15 protein-coding genes are annotated in these 20940 nt (G+C 70.7%); 7 read left to right on the top strand and 8 right to left on the bottom strand.

Features of this window, described 5'->3' with window-relative positions; genetic code table 11:
* Positions 1 to 73: 73 nt before the first annotated feature.
* Both ACTOQ3_RS25155 and ACTOQ3_RS25150 read right to left on the bottom strand, forming a co-directional pair.
* Complete coding sequence (locus tag ACTOQ3_RS25155) at positions 74 to 4462, bottom strand: caspase, EACC1-associated type (protein WP_440085800.1); 4389 nt, start codon at positions 4460 to 4462, stop codon at positions 74 to 76.
* A gap of 37 nt (positions 4463 to 4499) precedes the next feature.
* Positions 4500 to 4880 (bottom strand): effector-associated constant component EACC1, encoded by a 381-nt coding sequence (locus tag ACTOQ3_RS25150; RefSeq protein ID WP_440085799.1) that lies wholly within the window; start codon positions 4878 to 4880, stop codon positions 4500 to 4502.
* 609 nt (positions 4881 to 5489) lie between these two features.
* On the opposite strand from ACTOQ3_RS25150, the gene ACTOQ3_RS25145 reads away from it, so the two are divergent.
* The gene (locus tag ACTOQ3_RS25145; RefSeq protein ID WP_440085798.1) at positions 5490 to 6713 is read left to right on the top strand and encodes an alginate lyase family protein; all 1224 of its coding nucleotides are present in this window, start codon (positions 5490 to 5492) and stop codon (positions 6711 to 6713) included.
* A gap of 75 nt (positions 6714 to 6788) precedes the next feature.
* Here the strand turns inward: ACTOQ3_RS25145 and ACTOQ3_RS25140 are convergent, their stop codons facing one another.
* The gene (locus ACTOQ3_RS25140) at positions 6789 to 7826 is read right to left on the bottom strand and encodes a TetR/AcrR family transcriptional regulator C-terminal domain-containing protein (RefSeq protein ID WP_440085797.1); all 1038 of its coding nucleotides are present in this window, start codon (positions 7824 to 7826) and stop codon (positions 6789 to 6791) included.
* Between the two features lie 127 nt (positions 7827 to 7953).
* Between ACTOQ3_RS25140 and ACTOQ3_RS25135 the strand changes: the two genes are divergently transcribed.
* Positions 7954 to 9162, top strand: coding sequence for an FAD-dependent monooxygenase (locus ACTOQ3_RS25135; RefSeq protein WP_440085796.1), 1209 nt, complete (start codon positions 7954 to 7956; stop codon positions 9160 to 9162).
* A gap of 177 nt (positions 9163 to 9339) precedes the next feature.
* Here ACTOQ3_RS25135 and ACTOQ3_RS25130 read toward each other — a convergent pair whose 3' ends face one another.
* Positions 9340 to 10653, bottom strand: a complete 1314-nt coding sequence (locus tag ACTOQ3_RS25130) for a hypothetical protein (protein WP_440085795.1) — start codon at positions 10651 to 10653, stop codon at positions 9340 to 9342.
* A gap of 409 nt (positions 10654 to 11062) precedes the next feature.
* On the opposite strand from ACTOQ3_RS25130, the gene ACTOQ3_RS25125 reads away from it, so the two are divergent.
* Positions 11063 to 12031 carry an aldo/keto reductase gene (locus tag ACTOQ3_RS25125; RefSeq protein ID WP_440085794.1) on the top strand — a complete coding sequence of 323 codons (969 nt, stop codon included), beginning with the start codon at positions 11063 to 11065 and terminating at the stop codon, positions 12029 to 12031.
* 170 nt (positions 12032 to 12201) lie between these two features.
* On the opposite strand, the gene ACTOQ3_RS25120 is transcribed toward ACTOQ3_RS25125, so the two are convergent.
* Entirely contained in the window at positions 12202 to 12861 is a 660-nt protein-coding gene (locus tag ACTOQ3_RS25120) for an HAD family hydrolase (RefSeq protein ID WP_440085793.1), read from the bottom strand.
* A gap of 393 nt (positions 12862 to 13254) precedes the next feature.
* On the opposite strand from ACTOQ3_RS25120, the gene ACTOQ3_RS25115 reads away from it, so the two are divergent.
* Positions 13255 to 14430, top strand: a complete 1176-nt coding sequence (locus tag ACTOQ3_RS25115) for an ISAs1 family transposase (RefSeq protein WP_440085792.1) — start codon at positions 13255 to 13257, stop codon at positions 14428 to 14430.
* Between the two features lie 449 nt (positions 14431 to 14879).
* A complete protein-coding gene (locus ACTOQ3_RS25110) occupies positions 14880 to 15956 on the top strand; it encodes a TRM11 family SAM-dependent methyltransferase (protein WP_440085791.1) in 1077 nt (358 codons plus the stop codon).
* 41 nt (positions 15957 to 15997) lie between these two features.
* Here ACTOQ3_RS25110 and ACTOQ3_RS25105 read toward each other — a convergent pair whose 3' ends face one another.
* Together ACTOQ3_RS25105 and ACTOQ3_RS25100 are read right to left on the bottom strand one after the other, a co-directional pair.
* The gene (locus tag ACTOQ3_RS25105; protein ID WP_440085844.1) at positions 15998 to 18172 is read right to left on the bottom strand and encodes a sigma-70 family RNA polymerase sigma factor; all 2175 of its coding nucleotides are present in this window, start codon (positions 18170 to 18172) and stop codon (positions 15998 to 16000) included.
* 48 nt (positions 18173 to 18220) lie between these two features.
* Positions 18221 to 18556 carry a YciI family protein gene (locus ACTOQ3_RS25100; RefSeq protein ID WP_440085790.1) on the bottom strand — a complete coding sequence of 112 codons (336 nt, stop codon included), beginning with the start codon at positions 18554 to 18556 and terminating at the stop codon, positions 18221 to 18223.
* Between the two features lie 289 nt (positions 18557 to 18845).
* Between ACTOQ3_RS25100 and ACTOQ3_RS25095 the strand changes: the two genes are divergently transcribed.
* Positions 18846 to 19547: a DUF998 domain-containing protein gene (locus tag ACTOQ3_RS25095; RefSeq protein ID WP_440085789.1), complete on the top strand. Its 702-nt coding sequence runs from the start codon at positions 18846 to 18848 to the stop codon at positions 19545 to 19547.
* A 22-nt stretch (positions 19548 to 19569) separates the two neighbouring features.
* On the opposite strand, the gene ACTOQ3_RS25090 is transcribed toward ACTOQ3_RS25095, so the two are convergent.
* Positions 19570 to 20220 (bottom strand): DUF998 domain-containing protein, encoded by a 651-nt coding sequence (locus tag ACTOQ3_RS25090; RefSeq protein ID WP_440085788.1) that lies wholly within the window; start codon positions 20218 to 20220, stop codon positions 19570 to 19572.
* Between the two features lie 309 nt (positions 20221 to 20529).
* Here ACTOQ3_RS25090 and ACTOQ3_RS25085 point away from each other — a divergent pair, with 309 nt between their 5' ends.
* A complete protein-coding gene (locus ACTOQ3_RS25085) occupies positions 20530 to 20931 on the top strand; it encodes a hypothetical protein (RefSeq protein ID WP_440085787.1) in 402 nt (133 codons plus the stop codon).
* Positions 20932 to 20940 lie beyond the last annotated feature (9 nt).

Here is a 20940-nt window from a genome sequence, read left to right as displayed (position 1 = left end):
GATCGAGGCTGACCCGCGGCGCGTTCTGCGAACGGACGCCGCCCGGCGCATGCCGGCACCGTCCACGTGAGGCTTATGGGCAGGGAGGACTGTAGGGCACACCGGGAACGTACGTCCGCCATTCCTCCGGGGTGATCCCGCTTCCGCTGGTCGCGCAGATCCTGGAGGCGATCCTGTCCTTGTTCGTGTCCCAGAGCCGCACGGTGTTGTCCTCCGCCGCGGTCGCGATGGAGTCGTCAGCCGGGTTGAAGGCGACACTTCGGATGGCCGCGGTGTGTCCCTGGAGGGTGGCGAGAAGCAGGGGGCTGCGCGGATCCGTCGTCCGGTACAGCCGGACCAGCCGGTCATCACCGACAGTGGCCAGCGTGGTACCGGTACGGTCGAAGGCCAGACGAGAGACATTCCCGTTGGCGTCGTTCAGCGAGGACGACAGCGTGAGCCGGACACCACCGGAGACGTCCCAGAGCCGGACCGTCCCGTTGGAGGACGCGGTGGCGAGCACCTCGCCGCCGCGAGCGAAGGCGATGCTGTTTATCTGTGTCTCTCCCGTCCTGACGTACGCGACGTCCCGAGGGTGCGCCGGATCCCGCACGTCCCATACGCGGATCGCCCCATCATTGGTCCCCGCGACCAGGGTTTGCCCTGCGGGGTCGAACGCCAGGCAGAGCGGCGTCGAACGCTCGTCGCCGCGCGCCAGCGACCAAGCGGACATCACAGCCTTCCGGCGCCCTTGGCCGTCAAGCGACCACAGTTCGATCCGGGGATCATCGACGACCGCCTCTCCGGTGTTGCGCTGCGGCCCTATGGTCACCGCGAGCAGGCGCGCGTCGCCGCGAAGCGCCATCCCCGAGGTGGACTCTCCCACCCAGCCGCGGCTTCCCTTGGCGAGGGGAACCTCGGCGGGCACGAGACGCCGGTCGAGGCGGTAGGGCGTTCCGTCCTGCATCTGGTCGGAGGTGAACAGCGTTCTACCGTCCGGGCCGAAGGTGAGCGTCGCCCAGGGGTTGGTCGACTGCCCCTCACCCTCTGATGCTTTCCGCAACGCGGTCCCTCCGGGGACGTTCCATACCCGCACGGCGTCTATGCCCGAGGACGCCAGAAGTTTCCCGTCCGGGGAGAAGGAGACGGCGTTCACCATGTTCGTGTGGACTCCGATGGGCCACGCGTCGAGTGGCCAGATCCTGACGATCCCATCGTTCCCCCCGGTGACGATCGAGTTCCCCACGGGGGCGAAGTCAACGGCCAGGACATTGCCGACGTGGGGCAGGGAGAAGACGACCCGCTTCGTGGCCACGTCCCAGATCCTGACCATGTTGTCGGACAGATTGGCGGCCCCGAGAAGGGATCCGTCCGCGTTGAAGGAGAGGCTCACGGCGAGGTTGGTGTCCTGGGCGAGTTTCAGATTCGCGATCTTCCGCGTCTTCTCGGTGTTCTTGATGTCGAAGACGCTGAGCTGCTGGGGAAAGCCCGAGATCGCCAGCCGGCGGCTGTCTCTCGAGAAGGCCGCGGCGTGAGCGGCGTAGGAGTCCGGGACTATGACTGTCAACTCCGGCTTCCGAGGGTCGGCCACGTCCCACAGTCCCGCGTACGAGATGATCGGCGCCTCCAGCAGGGTCCGCCCATTGGGTGCGAAAGCGAGCAGATCGGCGGCACCTCCCAGATTCCCTTTCAGGACGGCCACCGGGCGCCCCTTGAAGATGTCGGTCCACAAGATGGTGGGGCCTTCGGTGCCGGAGGTCGCGAGCACCCTTCCGTCGGGTCTGACGGCGGCCGTCCATGCCCGCGCCGTCAGCGTCAGCGGGCCGATCAGGCGGGGATCGCCGGGATTCTTGACGTCCCAGAGCTGCCAGGGGGCCTCTCCCATGGATCCCACGAGCATCATCGCCCCGTCGGGCGACCAGAGGACCTGGCCCGGCCCCCCCTTCGGGAGCCGCGCCCCCGGCAGCACGGTGACCTGCCGTCGCAAAGACACGTCCCACAGGCGGACGGTGTCATCGGCTCCGACGCTTGCGAGAACCTGGGCATCCGGCCGGAAGGCCACGTTCCTCACCGGTCCGTCGTGACCGAGCAGTCGTGTCGCGGCCGGAGTTCCTGGAACGGACAGCAGGCTGTTGCCCGCCTCCTCGGTGGGAGAGATGTGATAAGCGACGAGACTGAGCCCCATGGCCAGGGACGGGTCGAGGCTGCGCAGCGCGTCCGCACGGGCGGCGACCTGCCTGGAGAGGGCGAAGACGCGGTCCCTGTCCGCGTCCGAGCGTGCCTTGACGGCGACCCCCCCGCCGGTCACCGCCAAGACCAGCAAGGCCACGAGCGAGACGATCGCCTGACGGCGGAGCTTGGCGCGGCGCCTTTCCGCCTCCTTCTCAAGCGAATGGGCGCGAACACCGGCCCGCAGGAACTCCGACGCGAGCGGGCCCAATTCCTCCGTGCGGGTCTCTGCCCACGCCATGGCCTCGTTCAGGCGCGGGCCGCGGTCAAGGAAGCTCGTGTGTCTTCCGTTCGCGTCCCATGTCAAGGCGGCGTCCTCGATGCGCTGGCGCACCAGTACGCCGCTCCGGTCCTCGTCGATCCAGGACCGTAACCTCGGCCAGTGCCGGATCAGCGCCTCATGGGTGAGCTCGGCGAAGCCCCCGTCGACGGAAACGAGCCGGGCGTCGACGAACTTGCCGAGGAGGTCGCCCGCCTCGGCCCGCTGTTCCCGTTCCAGGTGCGCTTGCAGGTCGGTGAGCGGTACGCGGCGCCTGGTGTCCTCCAGGCCGTCCTCCAGACGCACCATGCGAATGAACATGCGCCGGGCGAGCGACTCGGCCGTCGGGGGGAAGCCGTCGAGGGTGACATCAGCGGTCTGGGACAGGGATTTCGCGATGCCTCCCGTGGCGCGGTATCCCGCCAGGGTGAGGACACCGTTCTGCCTGCGCTGCCAGGTCTGCAGAAGGGCGTGCGACAAGAGGGGGAGAACACCTCCAGGTCCCCTGGCCGCTATCTCGCTGTCACTGCCGCACTCCTCCAGCAGCAGATCGGCCAGGCCCGTCTCCAAGGTCAGCCCGGCCAGTTCGGCCGGTTTCTCGATGACCTCTCGGAGCTCCGCCGCGGTCATGGGAGGAACCACATCGGCGTGCCGGAGAGCAGGCAGCAGCTCCGGGTGATCGGCGCAGTGACCGAAGAAGTCGGATCGCAGACCCATCACCACCGTCATGGTCCGGGACTCGCACACGCTTCCCAGCGCCCTGATGAAGAGGAGCCGCTGGGCGATGTCATCGCACTCGGTGAATATCTGCTCGAACTGGTCGACCACCAGCACCACGCGAGATGGTGCGGCCGCTGGATCCGCCGCTCCCTCTCCGGGCCGACCCAGGTCTTTACGGAGCGAGGCCGCGTGCTCCAGCCGGGCGCGCAGGACATCGCCGGCGATTCCCATGGCGGCGGACATCTTCCGTACGAGCTGCTCGAAGGGGTCGTTTCCAGGAGTCAGGTAGACGCACGACCAGCGCTCTCCGTCCGACGGCCCCGGCTCTGAGGACAGAGCCGGAATCAACCCGGCGCGCAGGAGGGACGATTTACCCGAGCCGGAAGGCCCGGTCACCAGCCATGGCCGACCGGGGAACGTATGTTCTCTTATCCGTTGGGCCAGTGAGAATGTCAGCTGCTCGCGCCCGAAGAAGTACGCCGTGTCATCAGGCCCGAAGGAGGACAAGCCCTGGTACGGGCTGTGCTGGCCGTCGTCGATCGAAGGAGGGGCTTCAGGGGGCGGCGGAAAGGCGTAGGAGGCGTTGTCCACGAGTGGTTCCCGGTCCAGCTCGTCGGCCGCCTGGCGACGCGCCGGAGGGAGCCTCCGCTGTTTCAGGACCCGGTTGAGAACACGGTAGACATCGTCCAGGGTGAGCAGGCGGGGTGCGAGGGGGTCGCCCTCTGTCATGATCCGGATGAGTTCCCCGGAGAAGGCGGTGTGCCGTTCGTCCCGCGGCGCCCAGGCGAGCTCGTCCCGGCTCGTAGAGGTCAGCAGGTACGAGCCTATCCACCTGGTGTTGTCGAACGCGTCGTCGGCCGCGCTCCCGGATATCCCCTGCGCGCGGCCGGCGAAACAGCAGTCGAGAACGACCACGACGGTCCGGGCATGGCTCCGGGTGAGAACCTCGCGGACCACGGAGTAGGGAAGGGCCTGATAGCCCGCGACTCTGTCCGTCAGGTCCACGGTGGCGGCCGTCGCCAGGTGCAGCTCGCCGTCGATGCTCACCAGTCCGTGGCCGACGTAGTAGAAGACGAGGGCTCTGGACGCCTCCCGCGCGCTTCGCTCGAGAGCTTCGGCGATCTGCTGTGGCGCGTCGGCGTCCACCAGCGTTTCCAGGTTCGCGGGATCGAGTCCCGCGCGCTCCACCAGGCACGCCCCCAGATCGGTCACCGTCCTTCCGACCGAGGGAATCGGGCTGAGTCGTGATTCCCTCCGGTAGGCCCCGGAGCCCACGATCAATACTTTGACCCCTTCACCGGAGAGCAGCCGCCTAGCGCCTGGAGCCGCCACGCGGGGGCTCTCCTTCCAGGCTCTCGGCGAGTTGCCTCGTCAGTTCACTGACCCCTTCGGCGGTCAGTGACTTCACACCCTTACTTGTTACTTCAAGCTGATTTTTTCCTTTCGTGATTTTGACGGAAATCTCGCCAGGACGTGACCGCAGCCAGGCGATCACCACACCGGACAACGCGGCCAACGCTCCACCCGAACCGAGAGCCAACTGAAGGCCCTCCGCCATCGGACCGAGACCTCCCGGTGGTGGGAGCCGCTCGATCACACGCATTCGCCCACGGATCTCCGCCTCCTCGGCGAGCCATGCGTAGAGCTCACGAAGCCGATCGGCACCGGAATCCGTGGTCACGACGATATCCATGGGCCCTCACCTGGTAATCGGGGTATCGCTTTCATGACGAAGTAAGCATTGCAAAGGAGGGCAGCCATAAGGTCTCAATTTCACAACCCTGAAGTCCGATATAAGCCATATGAGAACTATTTCCGATTAATCATGGTTTAGCGGACGGAAGCAACCGTTACCTAAACGCGGTGAATCGACAACGTCGGTCGGCTTGCATCAGGGACGACGGAGGCCGGGGCGACGGATCGCGCGTCGCCGGCACAGCGACAGGGGGCGGCAATGTGTCCGGGACCCGTCGAGGCCCGGATCACGAGACCGCGGATTCGCCCGCACGGCACGGTCCGACCCCGGCGAAGCGCGGGACACGGGATGCATGGACCCATCGCGCCTCTACCCGCTCACCTCGGATCCACGTCACCGCCCGTCGGCCGCCAAGGGTCCCACAGAGCTCGGGCACCCCAGAGGAGAGCACCATAAGGGTCTCCGATAAGACCTTTAAATGTTAGGAAACTTTCCTAAGGACATTGACGGATCACTGTCGAGATCGGTTGGATGGGCGGTCATCGAGGCCCCCGGCCGAGACCTCTCGCCACCCCCTTGGCCTGTCAGGCCAGCGAGGAGCTCCACATGCTCAGACGCATCCGAACGACGGCAGCCGCGATCCTGGGTGCCGCCGCTCTCGCCGTCACCACTCTCTCCGCCCCCGCGGCCGGCGCCACACCGCCGCCGAACCTTCCGGCCGCGCGGGCGCAGGCCGCCCCCGCGACCTTCACCCACCCCGGAGTCCTGGTCAGCAAGCCACAGCTCGACTTCATCCGAGCGAAGGTCAACGCCGGCGCCCAGCCGTGGAAGGGCGCCTTCGACCAGATGATGGGGCATTCCCTGGCGTCGCTGTCGCGGACCCCCAAGCCGCGCGCGATCGTGGAATGCGGCTCCTACTCCAACCCCAACAACGGCTGCACCGACGAGCGCCAGGACGCGCTCGCCGCGTACACCATGGCGCTGGCCTGGTACGTCACGCAGGACAGCAGGTACGCCCAGAAGGCCATCCAGATCATGGACGCCTGGTCCGCGGTGATCAGGGACCACACCAACAGCAACGCCCCGCTGCAGACCGGATGGGCCGGGTCCTCGTGGCCCAGGGCCGCCGAGATCATCCGCTACACCTACACCGGCTGGTCCGCCGCCTCCGTCAGCCGCTTCTCCACCATGCTGCGCACCGTCTACCTGCCGAAGATCATCAACGGTTCCAACAGCAACGGCAACTGGGAACTGAGCATGATGGAGGCCGCGCTCGGCATCTCCGTCTTCCTCGAGGACCGGGTGAGCTACGACAAGGCCGTGGCCAAGTTCCGCGGGCGGGTGCCGGCCTTCATCTACATCTCGTCCGACGGCGCGCTCCCCAAGGCGCCTCCGGGAAGCGGCATCGACACCCGCGCCGAGATCATCAACTACTGGCAGGGTCAGTCCACCTTCATGGACGGCCTCACCCAGGAGACCTGCCGCGACTTCACCCACACCGGGTACGGGCTGTCGGCCATCTCGCACTTCGCCGAGACCACCCGGATCCAGGGGCAGGATCTCTACCCGGAGATCAGCGAGCGGCTGCGCCACGCGCTGGGCATGCAGGCGAAGTACCAGCTCGGCGCCGCCGTGCCGTCCTCGCTGTGCGGAGGCACCCTCCACCTCGGGCTGGGCCCGATCACCGAGGTCGGCTTCAACGCCCTGGGCAACCGGATGGGCATCGCGATGACGAACACCCAGCGTCTCACCGAGCAGCAGCGCCCGGCCGGGACGAACGTCCTCTTCGTCGCCTGGGAGACCCTGACCCACGCCGCCAACCCCAACTGACACCGACTCCCCGGAGGGGCCGGCCCGCTCGACCGGGCCGGCCCCTCCCGCGCGTGGGGCCTCGCGGCGGACGCGTCACGCCTCGCGCACCTCGCCCGCTCCCGGACGGCGTGCCGCCCCGGCCCGCTCGCGGGAACCCCCGACGAGCACCTCCAGCCCGTCCAGCAGCAGCCGCAGCCCGAACTCGAACAACGTGTCCAGGTCGAGGGAGTCGCGAGGGATCCTCGACAGCAGCGGGAACTCGTCCATGCGCGGGAGCACCACCGAGTCGATCCACTCCTGGTCGGTCATGCCGGTCTCCTGCCGGGCGTCGGTCTCGGCCTCCAGGCCGACGGCGGTCCCCCGCACGTAGTTGGCCACGGTGACGTACATGTGGACCATCGTCACCGGGTCGAGGCCGAGACCGTCCACGGCGCGCATCGCCCACTCGGCCTGGGCCATCGCGTTGGGCGTGGGCAGGGGGCGGGTGAAGGAGGTGACCTGCGCCAGCCAGGGATGGCGGTGGTAGAGGGCCCACTGCGTCCGGGCGGCCAGCTCCATCCGGGCCCGCCACCCCGGCGGCGGCTCGAGGAACGCGACCTCGGCCAGCACGGCGTCGGCCATGAGCGCGAGCAGTTCCTCCTTGCCCGCCACGTGCCGGTAGAGCGACATCACCGCCACCCCCATGCCGGTCGCGATCCTGCGCATGGACAGGGCCGCCACCCCCTCCGCGTCGGCGATCCCGATCGCGGCGCGCACCACCCGTTCCCGGGTGAGGTCGGGTCCGCGGGCGGGGGCCGCCCCACGGGGCGCGGCGGTGCCGATGCCGATGTCGGTGCCGGTGCCGGTGCCGGTGCCGATGTCGGTACAGGTGTCGGTGCCGATGTCGATGTCGGTACAGGTGTCGGCGACGACGGTGCCGACCCCCGGCACGACCCGCACGATCCCCTCCTCGCGCAGGGTCGCCAGCACCTTGCTGGCGGTCGCCATCGCCACCCCCCACTCCCGGACGATCTGCCGGGTCGAGGGCACCCGGTCGCCCGGCCGCAGCCGGCCCGTCGTGACGCGCCGCCGCAACTCGGCGGCGATCCGCAGATACAGGGGTTCGGCCCCGTCCACCGCCCACGCTCCCACCGCTCTAGTGCACCAGGCTCCGTACCACCCGGCGCGCACCGCGCGAACTTGGTGCACTAGTGCTTTGTTTACAGTGTACGCATCCCGTGGGTACGGTGCACGCACGCCACCGAACAGGGAGCCCGTCGTGAAGAAAGTCCTGATCTCCGGTGCCGGTATCGCCGGCCCCGCCCTGGCCTACTGGCTGCGCCGTCACGGCTTCACCCCGGTCGTGGTCGAGAGGGCCCCGGCCATCCGCCCCGGCGGCCACACGGTCGACCTGCGCGGCGTCTCCGTCGACGTCATGAGGCGTGCGGGACTCCTGGAGGAGATCTGGCGCGCGGCCGTCGACTCCAAGGGGATGTCCTACGTGGACGCCGCGGGCAGGCGCGTCGCCGACATGCCCGCCTCCTTCCTCGGCGGGCACGGCGTGGTCGGCGAGGTGGAGATCCTCCGCGGCGACCTGGCCGGCATCCTCCACCGGGCGAACGGGGACGAGGTGGAGTACGTCTTCGACGACACGATCACCTCGCTGGACCAGACCGCCGACGGCGTGCGGGTCACCTTCGAGCGGTCCGCGCCGCGCGTCTTCGACCTGGTGGTGGGCGCGGACGGCGCGCACTCGGTGACGCGGTCCCTGGCCTTCGGTGAGGAGTCGCGCTTCGTCCGCGAGCTGGGCTGCCACCTGGCGTACTTCACCGCGCCCAACGTCTTCGGCGTCCAGGACTGGGAGCTGTTCCACAACATGCCGGGCGGGAAGGTGGCGGCCCTGCGCCCGTCCCGGCGCCCGGGGGAGGCCAAGGTCCTGTTCGGCTTCGCCTCGGGAACGCTCGACTACGACCGCGACGACGCGGAGAGGCAGAGGCGGATCGTGGCCGAGGTCTTCGCCGGAGCGGGCTGGCAGGTGCCCGCGATGCTCCGGGCGATGGGGACGGCCACCGACTTCTACTTCGACTCGGCCACCCAGATCGTCATGGACGGCTGGTCCCGCGGCAGGGTCGTGCTGCTCGGTGACGCCGGATACAGCCCGTCGCCGCTGGGCGGTGGCGGCACGGGGCTGGCGGTGGTCGCCGCCTACGTGCTGGCCGGGGAGCTCGCCGAGGCCGGCGGGGATCATGCGGCCGCCTTCGCCGCCTACGAACGGGAGATGCGCGACTTCGTCCGGCAGAGCCGGAGACTCCCGCCGGGCGGCGTCAAGGGTTTCGTCCCCCGATCGCGGACGGCCATCCGGATGCGCGACCTGTCGGTCAGGCTGCTGCCGCACATGCCGTGGGCCGGCCTGGTCCGGAAGGCGGCCGGCAGGCCCGACGCCATCACGCTCAAGGACTACGGCCTCCCGGCCTCCCCTCGCCCCTGAGGGCGGATGGTCCCGCCGCCGCCCGCCGGCATCCCGGCCGTCGAGGCCCCGGGCCGTCGCTCGGCGGCGCCGGTGACCCGCCGCCGGGGGCCGGCCGTGCGCGCCCGCGGACCCGCACAGCCGGTCAGTCCGGTCAGTCCGCACAGGCCGCACAGCCGGTGAGTCCGGTCGGTCCGGTCAGTCCGTGAGCCGCACGCGGATGCCGTGGGCGTCGGCCCGCTGGACACCGCCGGCGTCCACGTTGGAGATCCGGATCAGGCCCTCGACCGTGCCCTTCTTGCCGTTGCCGGTCAGCTTGAGGATCAGCATTCCCGGGTCGCTCCCGTGGGAGGAGTGCGGGTCGCCGGACAGCGGGTTCGGCCCTCGCGTCGAGGCGAAGGCCCACTTGTGGTCGGGAGAGACCGCGAAGAGGTCGACCGTCGGGTCCGCGCTGAACGGGGAGACGAGGTCGACGGTGTCGACGTGGGCGCCGCTCGCCCCGTCGAAGACCTCGGCGACGTTGGCGTCACGGTCACCGGCCCACACGTGGCGCTCCCCGGCGGACACGAGGACGCCGTGGGCGTCGCGCTCGGGCGAATCGTCGTTGAAGAGCAGTTGGACCGCCGGGGTGTTGGGCGGGTTCGCGGGCGAGTAGCCGCTCATCGGCAGCCGGAAGACGGTGAACTGGTCGAGGTTGCTGTGCGTGCCCCCGCCCCCGTTGCCGAAGACGGTTCCCTTGGCCTCGATGAATCCGCACCCGTTCGCCGGGATCCTGGTCGTGTCGTACTCTCCCACGATCGACATCGGCGTCGTGTGCCAGTCGACCACGAGCATCCCGCCGCCCCGCAGGCTGACGAAGACCGGGCCGTTGTCCGAGGCGATGAACGGGCAGATCGGCGCGTTGTCCGGCCGGAGCCCGGGTGACTGGCACGGCGCGCCGTTCGGAGTGGTGCAACCGGCCAGGTCGATCGTCGCGGCCGGCTGCTGGACGAAGGTGTTCGAGGCGTAGTCGGTGCTGACGCGCTCCAGTTTCTTGCCGTTCTGGTTGGCGATGATCAGGTACCTGTCGTCCTCGGTGGGCCAGAGGGCGTGAGCCTGCCGTACGCCTCCCGCTCCCGCCTCGGTGAGGAGGCAGGTGAGCGGCTGCCGGGTGCGGGCGTCGAAGACGACCACGTGGCCGCTGGCGACGAAGGCGAGCGCGGCGTGGGTGTCGGCCTTGTTGAAAACGATCATGTGCGGGCGCACGGGCACGCTTCCGGTCCTCGCCAGGCAGAGGGACGAGGTCGCGCCGCCCAGGTCTATGACGTGGACGGGCTGCGCGGCCGACAGCCGGTGGGTGACGTCCTGTCCGGAGTAGACGCTGACGGTGCCGCCGTGCGCGAGCCCGTTGGTATTGGACTGGTCGACCAGCCACACCTCGTACGATTTCTCGGCCGCCACGTGAAACGGCACCCCCGCACCCAGAACGAACAGCGCCAGTACCGCGACGATCACGGCCCGCCACTTCCCCATGAGCCCTCCAGAACCGCTCCGGCCGGAGTATCTCCCCGTATCCCTGTGGAGTCGGCTGTTTTCTACTTTTAGTCTTATGTCTCCATAAGTCCAGAAATTGTATGATTTGTAAAGAAAGCAAGTCAAGGCCCCCTCACCGCGAGCAAGGAAGCGACTTCCGAGAGGTGGTCAAACCTCCACTGGAGAAAAAAGAAAACATAAAACTGTTTCGATATACGAAGGCATGAGAGGTCCCGGCGATGGTAGCCATCGCCGGCACGACATGGTGCGGCGGGGTGACGCCGATCGGTGGCACGGAGCGGCGTAGCGTGGCGCGGTACGCGCGGCGTAGATCATGGACCTTCCCACGGCCGGACGCCCGGGAACGGTCCCGAACATTCCCGGGCGCCGTGATCGCTATATTGGCGGCATGAACGCGCTGGTCCGACGCCCGCTGGGCCAGACCGCCCTGTCCGTGACACCGCTCGGCCTGGGACTGGCGGCCCTCGGCCGTCCCGCCTACATCACGCTCGGCCGTGCCGAGGACCTCGGCGACGACCGGGACGTCGCCGCGATGCGGTCGCGCACCTGGGCCGTGCTCGACGCGGCGTGGGCGGCCGGCGTGCGCTACCTCGACACGGCGCGCTCGTACGGGCGGGCGGAGGAGTTCCTCGCCGGGTGGCTGCGCGAGCGCGGGATCGCCCCGGGGGCCGTCACGGTCGGCTCGAAGTGGGGATACGCCTACGTCGGCGACTGGCGGCTGGACGCCGAGCGGCACGAGGTGAAGGAGCTCACCGCCGACCGGTTCCGCGTCCAGCTGGAACAGACACGCGCGCTGCTCGGCGAGCATCTGTCGCTCTACCAGATCCACTCGGCGACGGTCGAGAGCGGCGTGCTCGACGACGAGGACGTGCTCGACGGGCTGCGCGCGTTGCGGGCGGAGGGGGTCGCGGTCGGGCTGTCGACGAGCGGGCCGCGCCAGGCGGACACCATCGGGCGGGCGATCGAAGCCGAGCTGTTCGACACGGTGCAGTCGACGTGGAACCTGCTGGAGCGCTCGGCAGGTGAGGCGCTCGGGCGAGCGCACGAGGCGGGGATGGGCGTGATCGTCAAGGAGGGGGTGGCGAACGGCCGGTTGACCGTTCGCGCGGCCCCCGCCGCGCTCGTGGCCGCCGCGCGCGAGCGGGACACCACGCCGGACGCGCTCGCCCTCGCGGCCGTACTGGCCAGGCCGTGGGCGGGAGTGGTGCTGAGCGGCGCGGTCTCGGCCGGGCAACTGCGCGACAACCTCGCCGCGGCCGGGGTCGGTTGGGACGCGGAGCTCGACGAGCGGCTCGCCGGGCTGGCGGAGGAGCCCGAAGGCTACTGGGCGAAGCGCGGCACGCTGCCCTGGAGCTGACCGCGCCGGACCGGTGGCCACACGGCCAGGGCCACGCGGCCCGGGACCTCACGGCCCAGGACCTCACCAGGCCCGGATCGCACCAGGCCGGAACCGCGACGGGCACAGGAGCACGCCGGGCACAGGAGCACGCCGGGCACAGGGCCGCGCCGGGCCCGGAATCTCCCTTCTCAGGGAGGTGCGCGCAGCGGGGTGCGGCCGAGATTGCCGATCAGCTCGGGAAGGGAGTCGAAGACGTGGCCGGCCCCGGCCTCGCGAAGCTCCTCGGGCGAGAAGCCTCCGGTGCGGACCCCGATACCGGGGATGTCCGCCCTGCGGGCGGCGAGGAAGTCCCAGGTGGAGTCTCCCACCGTGACACCCGACGCGCCCTCGACCTTGGCGAGTGCCACCTGGAGCAGGTCGGGCGCGGGCTTGGTCGCCTCGACGTCCTCCGACGTGGTCCACGCCCGGCAGCGTGACCGGCCGTCGATGAGGTCGAGGAAGTGCTCGACGTGCTGGGGTTTGCCCGACGAGGCCAGCACGATGGTGAACCCGCGCCCGCCGAGCTCGTCCAGGAGTTCGGTGGCTCCCTCGAAGGGCCGTATGTCGTCGAGGAACACGTCGAACTCCTCCACCCACGCGTCGCGCAGCGCGCCGCCGTGCCGCCGCTCGACGTCGTCGCCGGCGAGGGCGGCCACCAGCTGGTCCCCGCCCATGCCGATGTGCCGGTGGATGCGCCACACCGGCAGCCACACGTCGTAGCGCCCGAACGCCCTGAACCAGGCGAGCGCGTGCTGGTAGTTGGTGTCGACCAGGGTGCCGTCGATGTCGAGGATGGCGGTGTCGGCCATGTGGGGGATGTGCCCCCGCCCGTACGGCGCCATTCGGAACGGTGTTCCCGGGATTGGGGAAAGAACCTGCCTGCCGCGCTTTGCGAAGAAAGCGGCGCGGGTCTCTTCCGCGGCCCCAAGGCGGAGGCGTTCTCGATTGGTGAGACGGTTGTAGCCCTGTACCTGGCCGATGGTTGAGGGCACCCCGATGCGTAGTGCGACGTTCCTCATTGGAAGTACGGATCCCCCCACTGACCTCGGAACACCGAGTGCTAGAAAGGCCGCTCTGACAGCCTCGGGTTCTCGACCGCGTGTTCGCGGCCTCCATTGAGGAATGCAGCAGTAGACGACAAACGCGACCCCTGATGATCGTCGGTGTCTAGCCAGTCGATCAAGAACAGGGGTCGCGTTCGCGTGCCATCATCCCCGATCGACGTGCTCGCCCGCCACTTCGAGCACGCCGCAGTCTCCGACCCATGGACCGATCTGCCCGCACTGGCCGAGGTCCTGGACACCCTGCCCGACCCGCGCAGCCGCCGCGGACGCCGCTACCGGCTCGGCCCGCTCCTGGCCCTGACCCTGCTCGCCGTACTCGGCGGAGCCACCTCGATCGCGGCGATCACCCGATCCATCAGCGGATACGACCCCAGCGTCCTGTCTCGCGCCGGACTGCCCGCCACCTACCGTTTGGCCACCAGCACCCTGCGCAGGCTGCTCACCCGCCTGGACGGCGACGCCTTCGACACCGCGATCGGCACCTACCTGACCGCCCTCACCTCCGACGGTCCGCCCGCAGACCCGCCCCCGCTGATCGGCCTGGCCATCGACGGCAAGGCCCTGCGCGGCAGCCGCACCGACCACGCAACCATGATCCATCTCCTGGCCGCCGTCCGCCACGACACCCAGACCGTCCTGGCCCAGCGGCAGATCGCGACCCACAGCAACGAGATCGGCGCGTTCACACCCCTGCCGGCCGGCCTGGAGTTGTCGAACGCGGTGCTCACCGCCGATGCCCTGCACACCCAGACCGAGCACGCCCGCCAGATCATCGCCGCGGGCGGTCACTACATTTTCCTCGTCAAGGGCAACCAGCCCACCCTGCACCGCCGCCTCAAGGCCCTGCCCTGGCGGGCGGCGTTCCTCAACGACCGCACCGACGAGCACGGCCACGGCCGCCGCGAGATCCGCCGCATGAAGATCTGTACCGTCCGGCCCGGCCTGCCCTTCCCCCACGCCGCCCAGGCCATCCAGATCAAACGCCGCCGCACCGATCAGAAAACCGGCAAGACCACCATCGTCACGATCTACGCGATCACCAGCCTGCCGCCCGGCCTCCTCCCCCACGCCCGCCTCGCCGCGTTGATCCGCGGCCACTGGAGCATCGAGGCCCTGCACCACATCCGCGACGTCACCTACCGCGAGGACGCCTCCAAGGTCCGCACCGGCGCCGCCCCACGGGTCATGGCGAGCCTGCGCAACCTGGCCATCGGCCTGGCCCGCCTGATCGGCTGGACCAACATCGCCGCCGCCACCGACCACTACCGCAGCCACCCCGCAGACGGACTCCAGTTACTCGGTCTCACAACGTGAGAACGCTTCGGCCCTGCCCGCGGCCCGGACGGCGTCGCCCTCACCGCCGCGACCATCCATCCCGGCGACTCACCCTCTCAATCACCAAGGCCAGAAATGGTGTAAAACAATGAGACAGCAGATTCTCCATCCGGCACCGGTGTCCGGCCCTCGGCGGGCCTTTCCGCACCGCACGGGACGGTCCTCGAAGCGTGCTCGGGGGGCGGGCTCGGCGGGGCCGACCCGCCCCCGGTTGCGTACGCCGCCCCGATCGCTAGGATTCTCGGTCATGACGTACTCGTTCTTCTTCAACCTGCGTTAAGCCCCCGTCGGCGAAGCGAGGCACACCCCGTCGTCGACGACGCGGGACGGCGTAGCGCCGTCCCGGGCTGACGTGGGAGAAGAACGATCACTATGCGCATTCGCGCGAGTTTTCTCACCGCACCGCGTCCCAGCGCCCTCGCCGTCTCGTGACGGCGGCGCGCCTGGTAGCGCGGTGCGTTCACGGGCTGGAGTCGACGGTCGCGGCCGAGATCCTCCAGCTCGGACTCGGAACGGTCACCCATCTGGGGCATCGAGAGGTCCACTTCCGCACGTCCCGGCCGGGACCGGGAGTGCTCGGGCTGAGCACCGCGGACGACGTGTTCCTGCTCGCCGCGCAGCGGCCCGACATCGGCACGACCAAGCGTGATCTCACCCTGCTCGCCCAGCTCGCCGGCACCGCCGACGTCGGCACGCTGATGCGGCTGCGGGAGGAGCAGGGAGGTTCCGGCGCGGTCACCGGGGTCGAGGTGTCGGCGTCGTTCCTGGGCCGGCGCACCTTCAACCGGTACGACGCCGAGGACGCCGTCGGCCAGGTCCTGGCGCGGCGGCTGGGGATCGGCTACCACTCGCGGCGGGCGGGCGTCGGTCCCCCACCCGCGCACAGCGGGTGGCGGCTGACCCTCGACGGCACGCGGGCCACCCTCATGCTGAGGATCACCGACCGGCCCCTGCACCGGCGCGCCTACAAACAGCGCTCCATCCCGGGGACCCTGCATCCTCCGCTGGCCGCCGCGATGGCACGGATGGCCGACATCCACCCCGGGCACACGGTCCTCGACCCCTGCTGCGGCGCCGGAACCCTGCTGATCGAGGCCGGGCTCCACCAGCCGCGGGCCCGCTTTCACGGCTTCGACCTGGCTTCGGAGTCGTTGCGGGCGGCGAAGGAGAACGCGGCGGGGCTGCCGATCTCCATCGACCAGGCCGACGCCGGTCACCTGCCGCTACCGGGCGGCGGCATCGACCGCGTCCTGTGCAATCCCCCCTGGAACGGTCAGGTCGCCGCGCGGGGCCGGCTCTCCGGCTCCTCCTCGCACTGGTGGGCGGAGCTGAGCCGTGTCCTGGCGCCCGGCGGCATGGCCGTGGTCCTGCTTCCCGACGCCGGGGACATCGCGGCCGGGATCAGGCGACGGTTCGTCCCGCTGCGCGTCCAGCGCGTCCGGATCTCCGGCGCGCAGCCCTTCCTCGTCCAGTTCGCGGCACCCGGCGAGGAGAGGGGGTCGTAATGCCGTGGACTCCGTCCGGCGGAAGGGCGCCGGGCGGAGTCCTACCGGGTCCTGAGCTGGTCGAGGGTGTGGCCGGTGGCCCGCTTGAACAGGTATTCGGCCCGTTCGTAGGAGAGCCTTCGGCGGCCGGTCTCCGGGCACAGGTCGGCGGGTGCCGGGAGCCGGCCGGGACCGGGCCTGCGATCGGACAGGAAAAGAGGACCCCGGCGACGGCCCGCGACGAGCCGCGGGAGGAGTTCGGCGGTACCGGAGCGCCAGTGGACCCAACCGGATCCGGCGGCCACCTTCCCGCGCCTCCCGGCCAGGTCGAGATCCTCGACGTTGAGCGAGAGCACCGGGCCCGCTCCGGCCGCGCTCTCGTGGAGCAGCAGCCACAGGGCGCGCTCGCGCGGGGCGATGTCCGGACGCTCCCAGAGCGCCTCGACCCGCGACCGGTCCATGGGCTGGGTGCGCCCCCGGGGCTCGGGCCTGCGCCCGAGTCCCGCGGCCAGGTCACGGTGCGTTCCACCGCCCGGACCGCCGGCCGCCGAACCTCGATCGCCCATCGGCGGACCCTGGCCGGCGGCCCAGGCGCAGAAGGAGCGGACGGCCCCGCGGTGGCGGTTCCACGTGGCGGGGGCCGCGTCTCCCCACGCGGCGCCGAAGATCTCCGTCACCCGCGCGGCGCTCACGTCCGGCAGCGGGATGTCGTCGCCGAGGTCGCGGCGCAGCCGGTTCATGGTCTGGCGGTAGGAGCGGACGGTCGCGGCGTCCAGGTCGTCACGGGCGAGGAAGGCGGTCGCGGCCTCGGCCAGGGTGACGACCGTCCTCGGCGCGGCCCTTCCCGGGGTGGCCCTTCCCGGGGTGGCCCTTCCCGGGGTGGCCCTTTCCGGGGTGACCGCCCCCGGCACGGCCGTTCCGGATCCGGCCGTCCCCGGCGCGGCCGTTCTCCGCGCGGCGATGTCGGCGCAGGCCGCGGCGCGTCCCGTGAGGATGGCCCGTTCCGGCCCGTTGAGGGTGAGGGCGGCGGCCCGTTCGAACTCCCGCCGGGCCTCCTCGTGGCGGCCGAGCCTGGCCAGCAGATCACCGCGCACGCTGGGCAGGCGGTGGTAGTCCTTGAACACCGGTTCGCCGACCAGCGTGTCGACGAGCGCCAGACCCGCTTCCGGACCGCTGGCCATGGCCAGCGCGACCGCGCGGTTGAGCTGCACGACGGGAGTGGGCAGGACCCGGGCGAGCGCCTCGTAGAGGGCGTTGATCTGTGTCCAGTCGGTCTCCTCCGCCGTACGGGCCCGCGCGTGGCAGGCGGCGATGGCGGCCTGCAGCACGTACGGGCCGAGAGGCGCGGCGCACCGCCTGGCGCGCAGCAGGGCCGTGAACCCCCGGCGGATGAGCAGCTGGTCCCAGCGCCCGCGGTTCTGCTCGTGCAGCGCGACGGGCTCCCCCGACGCCCCCGTCCTGGCGGCCGCTCGTGACGCCTGGAGCTCCATCAGCGCGACCAGGCCGTGCACCTCGGCCTCGCCGGGCGCGAGACCGGCCAGCAGGCGGCCCAGGCGCAGCGCCTCCTGGCAGAGGTCCTGACGCATCCAGTCGTCGCCGGCACTCGCCGCGTACCCCTCGTTGAACACCAGGTAGACGACCCCGAGGACCGACGACAGGCGCGCCGCCCGGTCCGGACCCTCCGGGACCTCGAAGGGGAGCCGGAGGGTGGCGATGGTGCGCTTGGCCCGGACGACACGCTGCGCGACGGTCGACTCGGGGACGAGGAACGCACGCGCGATCTCCTCGGTGCGCAGGCCGCCGAGCAGCCGCAGCGTCAGCGCCACCCGGGACTCGGCGGGCAGCGCCGGGTGGCACGAGACGAACATCAGGCGCAGGACGTCGTCGCCCACCTCGTCGTCGAGGGCCGCGTCGATGTCGGCCTCGGCGGTTCCCGCGGTCCCGGCGGTGTCCCGCCGGGTGGCGAGGTCGTGGGCGAGTTGCTCGTGCCTGAGGCCGAGCCGCTCCTCGCGGCGCAGGTGGTCGATGGCGCGGCGCTTGGCGACGGCCATGAGCCAGGCGCCCGGGTTGTCCGGGACACCCGCCCCCGGCCACTGTTCGAGGGCGGCCAGGAGCGCGTCCTGCGCGAGCTCCTCGGCCAGCCCCACGTCGCCCAGCATCCGGACGAGGCCGGCGACGATTCTCGCCGACTCCATCTTCCAGACCGCGTCGACCGCGCGGTGGGCGTCCCCGGACATCACGTGCCCGATCAGAGCACCCTCCGGACCGGGTACGCAAGCGTCCGGTCAGCTCTCCGGGCCGAAGACCTGCTGGATGTCCCCCTCGCCGTCGCCGACGATCCTCCAGAAGCGCCGGGCCAGCTCGACGGCCTCCTCCTTCGATCGCGCCTCGACGAGCGCGAAGCTGACGATCGCCTCCTTCGCCTCGGTGAACGGTCCGTCGGTGACGGTGATCTCACCGCCGGAGGACGAGATGTGGGTGCCGGCCGGGTCCAGGCCGCCGGTCGCCAGCAGCACTCCCGCCCTGGTCATCTCCTCGATGAAGGCGGCCATCTCGGCGTGCATCGCCTCGCTCGGGGGTGCCATGTCGTGGCTGCCCTTGGTCGTCATCAGGAACCGCATCGCCATATCTCCTTCGGGTGTCCGGGTGACCGATCCTCGCCGGTCCTCGGCTGCGCGTCGAACGGAGCGGCCGGAAATCGACACGCACCGCCCGACCTGGGCGGCGACCGGATGTGACAGGGAATGCCATGTGACAGGGAATGCCTGCCCGATCCAGGTCATCGCAGCTCAGAGGCGCTATGGAGGCGGGACGTCGATTCCCGCCCCTTCCGTTCGACGCGTCAGCGAGGCCGGGCGAACCGGCGGAACGAGAACGGCGACGGCCCCCGTCGCGCCGAGAGGAAACGACATGACCGCCATCCGGCCCGGCAACCCCGCCGTCCCCGCCAACGGCTCCGTCGACGGCCCCGCCGGTGACCCCGTCGCCCCCGCGACGCGCGTCCTGCTCGCCTGCTCCGTCGCCGCCGCACCCCTCTTCGCGGTCGTGTCGCTGGCGCAGGCCTTCACCCGCGAGGGCTTCGACCTGACGCGCCACCCCCTGAGCATGCTCGCCACCGGCGACCTCGGCTGGCTCCAGATCGCCGACTTCCTGCTCAGCGGCGCCCTGACGGTCGCCGGGGCGGCCGGCCTGCGCCGCGTCATGCGCGGCACGCCCGGCGGTACGTGGGCGCCCCGGCTGATCCTGGTCAACGGCGTCGCGACGGTCGCCGCCGGCGTCTTCGTGATGGACCCGGGCGACGGATTCCCCGCGGGCACTCCCCTGGGCCAGACGGGCACGTTGAGCTGGCACGCGCTCATGCACCTGGTCGCCGGGTCCATCGCGTTCACCGCCCTCATCGCCGCCTGCTTCGTCCTGGGCCGCCACTTCTCCCGCGCCGGTCGTCCCGGTTTCGCCACGGCCTCGCGGCTCAGCGGCCTGGTCTTCGCCCTCGGTGACGGCTGGGCGATGTCGGGCGGGCGGGCCGGTTCCCTGACCCTGGCCGTCGGCGCGATCACCGCGATGGCGTGGATCGCCGTGGTGGCGGCGGACAAGCGGGCCGCGCTCCGCTAGGCCGCACTTCACCAGGAACGCCTCAGCGAGCCGCGGCTCCCTCGCGACGCGAGGGAGCCGCGTCCGGAAGGCCGCGCATCACGCGGACCGCCAGAGCCGCCACGAACGCGAACAGCACCGCCGACGCGAGCAGCAGCCGCACGCTGAGGCCCTCCGGATCGGGCCACGCGGTGAGCACCAGGGCCGCCACGGCGGTCGCGACGCACGTCGCGACCCAGCCCCACCGCCCGAGCGCGGCGAACCGGCGCGCGAACACCAGGCATCCCACCGTCATCCCGCCGACCGCCAGCATGGGCCCGAGACCGTGCAGGGCACCGTGCCAGCTGATCTCGGGTGCCCCGGCCGGCGCGCCCGGCGGGTACCCGGCGCCCGCGTCGGTGACGAAGACCCCGCCCACGATCAGCCCGGCGCCGAGAAGACCGACCAGCAGCGGGCCCCAGGTGCCGCTGCGGCCGGGACGCAGCGCCCGCCACATGCCGACGGCGCAGGCCACGTACAGCACGCCGGTCACGGTGAAGTTGGCGATCTGGATCCACCCGAGATCCCCGAGGCTCAGCAGGCTGATCGGGTGGCGGCTCAGGTCGTACCCCTCGCGGGTGAACGCCTGGATCAGCACCACCGCGACGAACAGCGGGCCTGCGACGACGCCGCACGCCAGCAGCTTGTACTTCACGGTTCTGTCTCCTCGCCGGGCACCCCTGCGGTGCCACTCGGCGGAGACGTCGGAGCCACCGGTCCCGTTCCGGACATCCACCCGCCGCCACATCGCGAGAGGCGGCCGCCCGCCGTACGCGCCCGGCCGGACCCGCTCGGCGGCGATCGCCGAAGCTGGGCGAAGGCCGACGCCGCGGCAGTGCCGAGCAGCGAGCGTCGGGCCAGGCTCAGGGGTCGTCTCGCGGTCAAAATAGCAAGAATGTAAGGTGTGCCTTCCATTAAGTCAAGGGTGCTTGACTGTATGGAAAGGCTGCTTTACCTTCGTGTCATGGCGAAACAGCAGGACCAAGTGACGCGCGCGGCCCACCGCGCCGCCCTCATCGACGGCCTGCCCGTGGCCGCTCTGGGCCCTGTGGCCCTGGCGCTGGGCAGTGATCCCGACCAGAGCACCGCTCAGAAGGGTTTGTGGATCGCGGCTACCGCCGTGTTCGCGCTCGCCGTGGCCTGGGCCCTGCTGCGGGCGTTCCGGCGTGCGGACGAGTACCTGCGCAAGATCCAGCTGGAAAGCATGGCCATCGCCTTCGCGGCAGTCCTCGTGGCACTGCAGGTGGCCACCGTGCTCGACGCCGCGGGCGTCGTCCGGCTCCATCAGCTCACGCAGCTGATCCTCCTCGGCGGGGTGGCGATCTGGCTTGTGGTCGCCGACCTGCGCACCCGCCTGCACCGATGAAGACGCCGC

This window comes from Streptosporangium sp. LJ11, from assembly GCF_051918945.1.
Taxonomy (GTDB): domain Bacteria; phylum Actinomycetota; class Actinomycetes; order Streptosporangiales; family Streptosporangiaceae; genus Streptosporangium.
The sequence above is the reverse complement of the archived record's forward strand: the minus strand, read 5'-3'. Positions and strand labels throughout refer to the sequence as shown.

Coding starts and splice junctions, on each gene's coding strand:
- ACTOQ3_RS25150 (WP_440085799.1), bottom strand. CDS start 4,880: ATGGATATCGTCGTGACCACGGATTCCGGTGCCGATCGGCTTCGTGAG.
- ACTOQ3_RS25145 (WP_440085798.1), top strand. CDS start 5,490: ATGCTCAGACGCATCCGAACGACGGCAGCCGCGATCCTGGGTGCCGCC.
- ACTOQ3_RS25130 (WP_440085795.1), bottom strand. CDS start 10,653: ATGGGGAAGTGGCGGGCCGTGATCGTCGCGGTACTGGCGCTGTTCGTT.
- ACTOQ3_RS25125 (WP_440085794.1), top strand. CDS start 11,063: ATGAACGCGCTGGTCCGACGCCCGCTGGGCCAGACCGCCCTGTCCGTG.
- ACTOQ3_RS25120 (WP_440085793.1), bottom strand. CDS start 12,861: ATGGCCGACACCGCCATCCTCGACATCGACGGCACCCTGGTCGACACC.
- ACTOQ3_RS25105 (WP_440085844.1), bottom strand. CDS start 18,172: ATGTCCGGGGACGCCCACCGCGCGGTCGACGCGGTCTGGAAGATGGAG.
- ACTOQ3_RS25100 (WP_440085790.1), bottom strand. CDS start 18,556: ATGCGGTTCCTGATGACGACCAAGGGCAGCCACGACATGGCACCCCCG.
- ACTOQ3_RS25095 (WP_440085789.1), top strand. CDS start 18,846: ATGACCGCCATCCGGCCCGGCAACCCCGCCGTCCCCGCCAACGGCTCC.
- ACTOQ3_RS25085 (WP_440085787.1), top strand. CDS start 20,530: ATGGCGAAACAGCAGGACCAAGTGACGCGCGCGGCCCACCGCGCCGCC.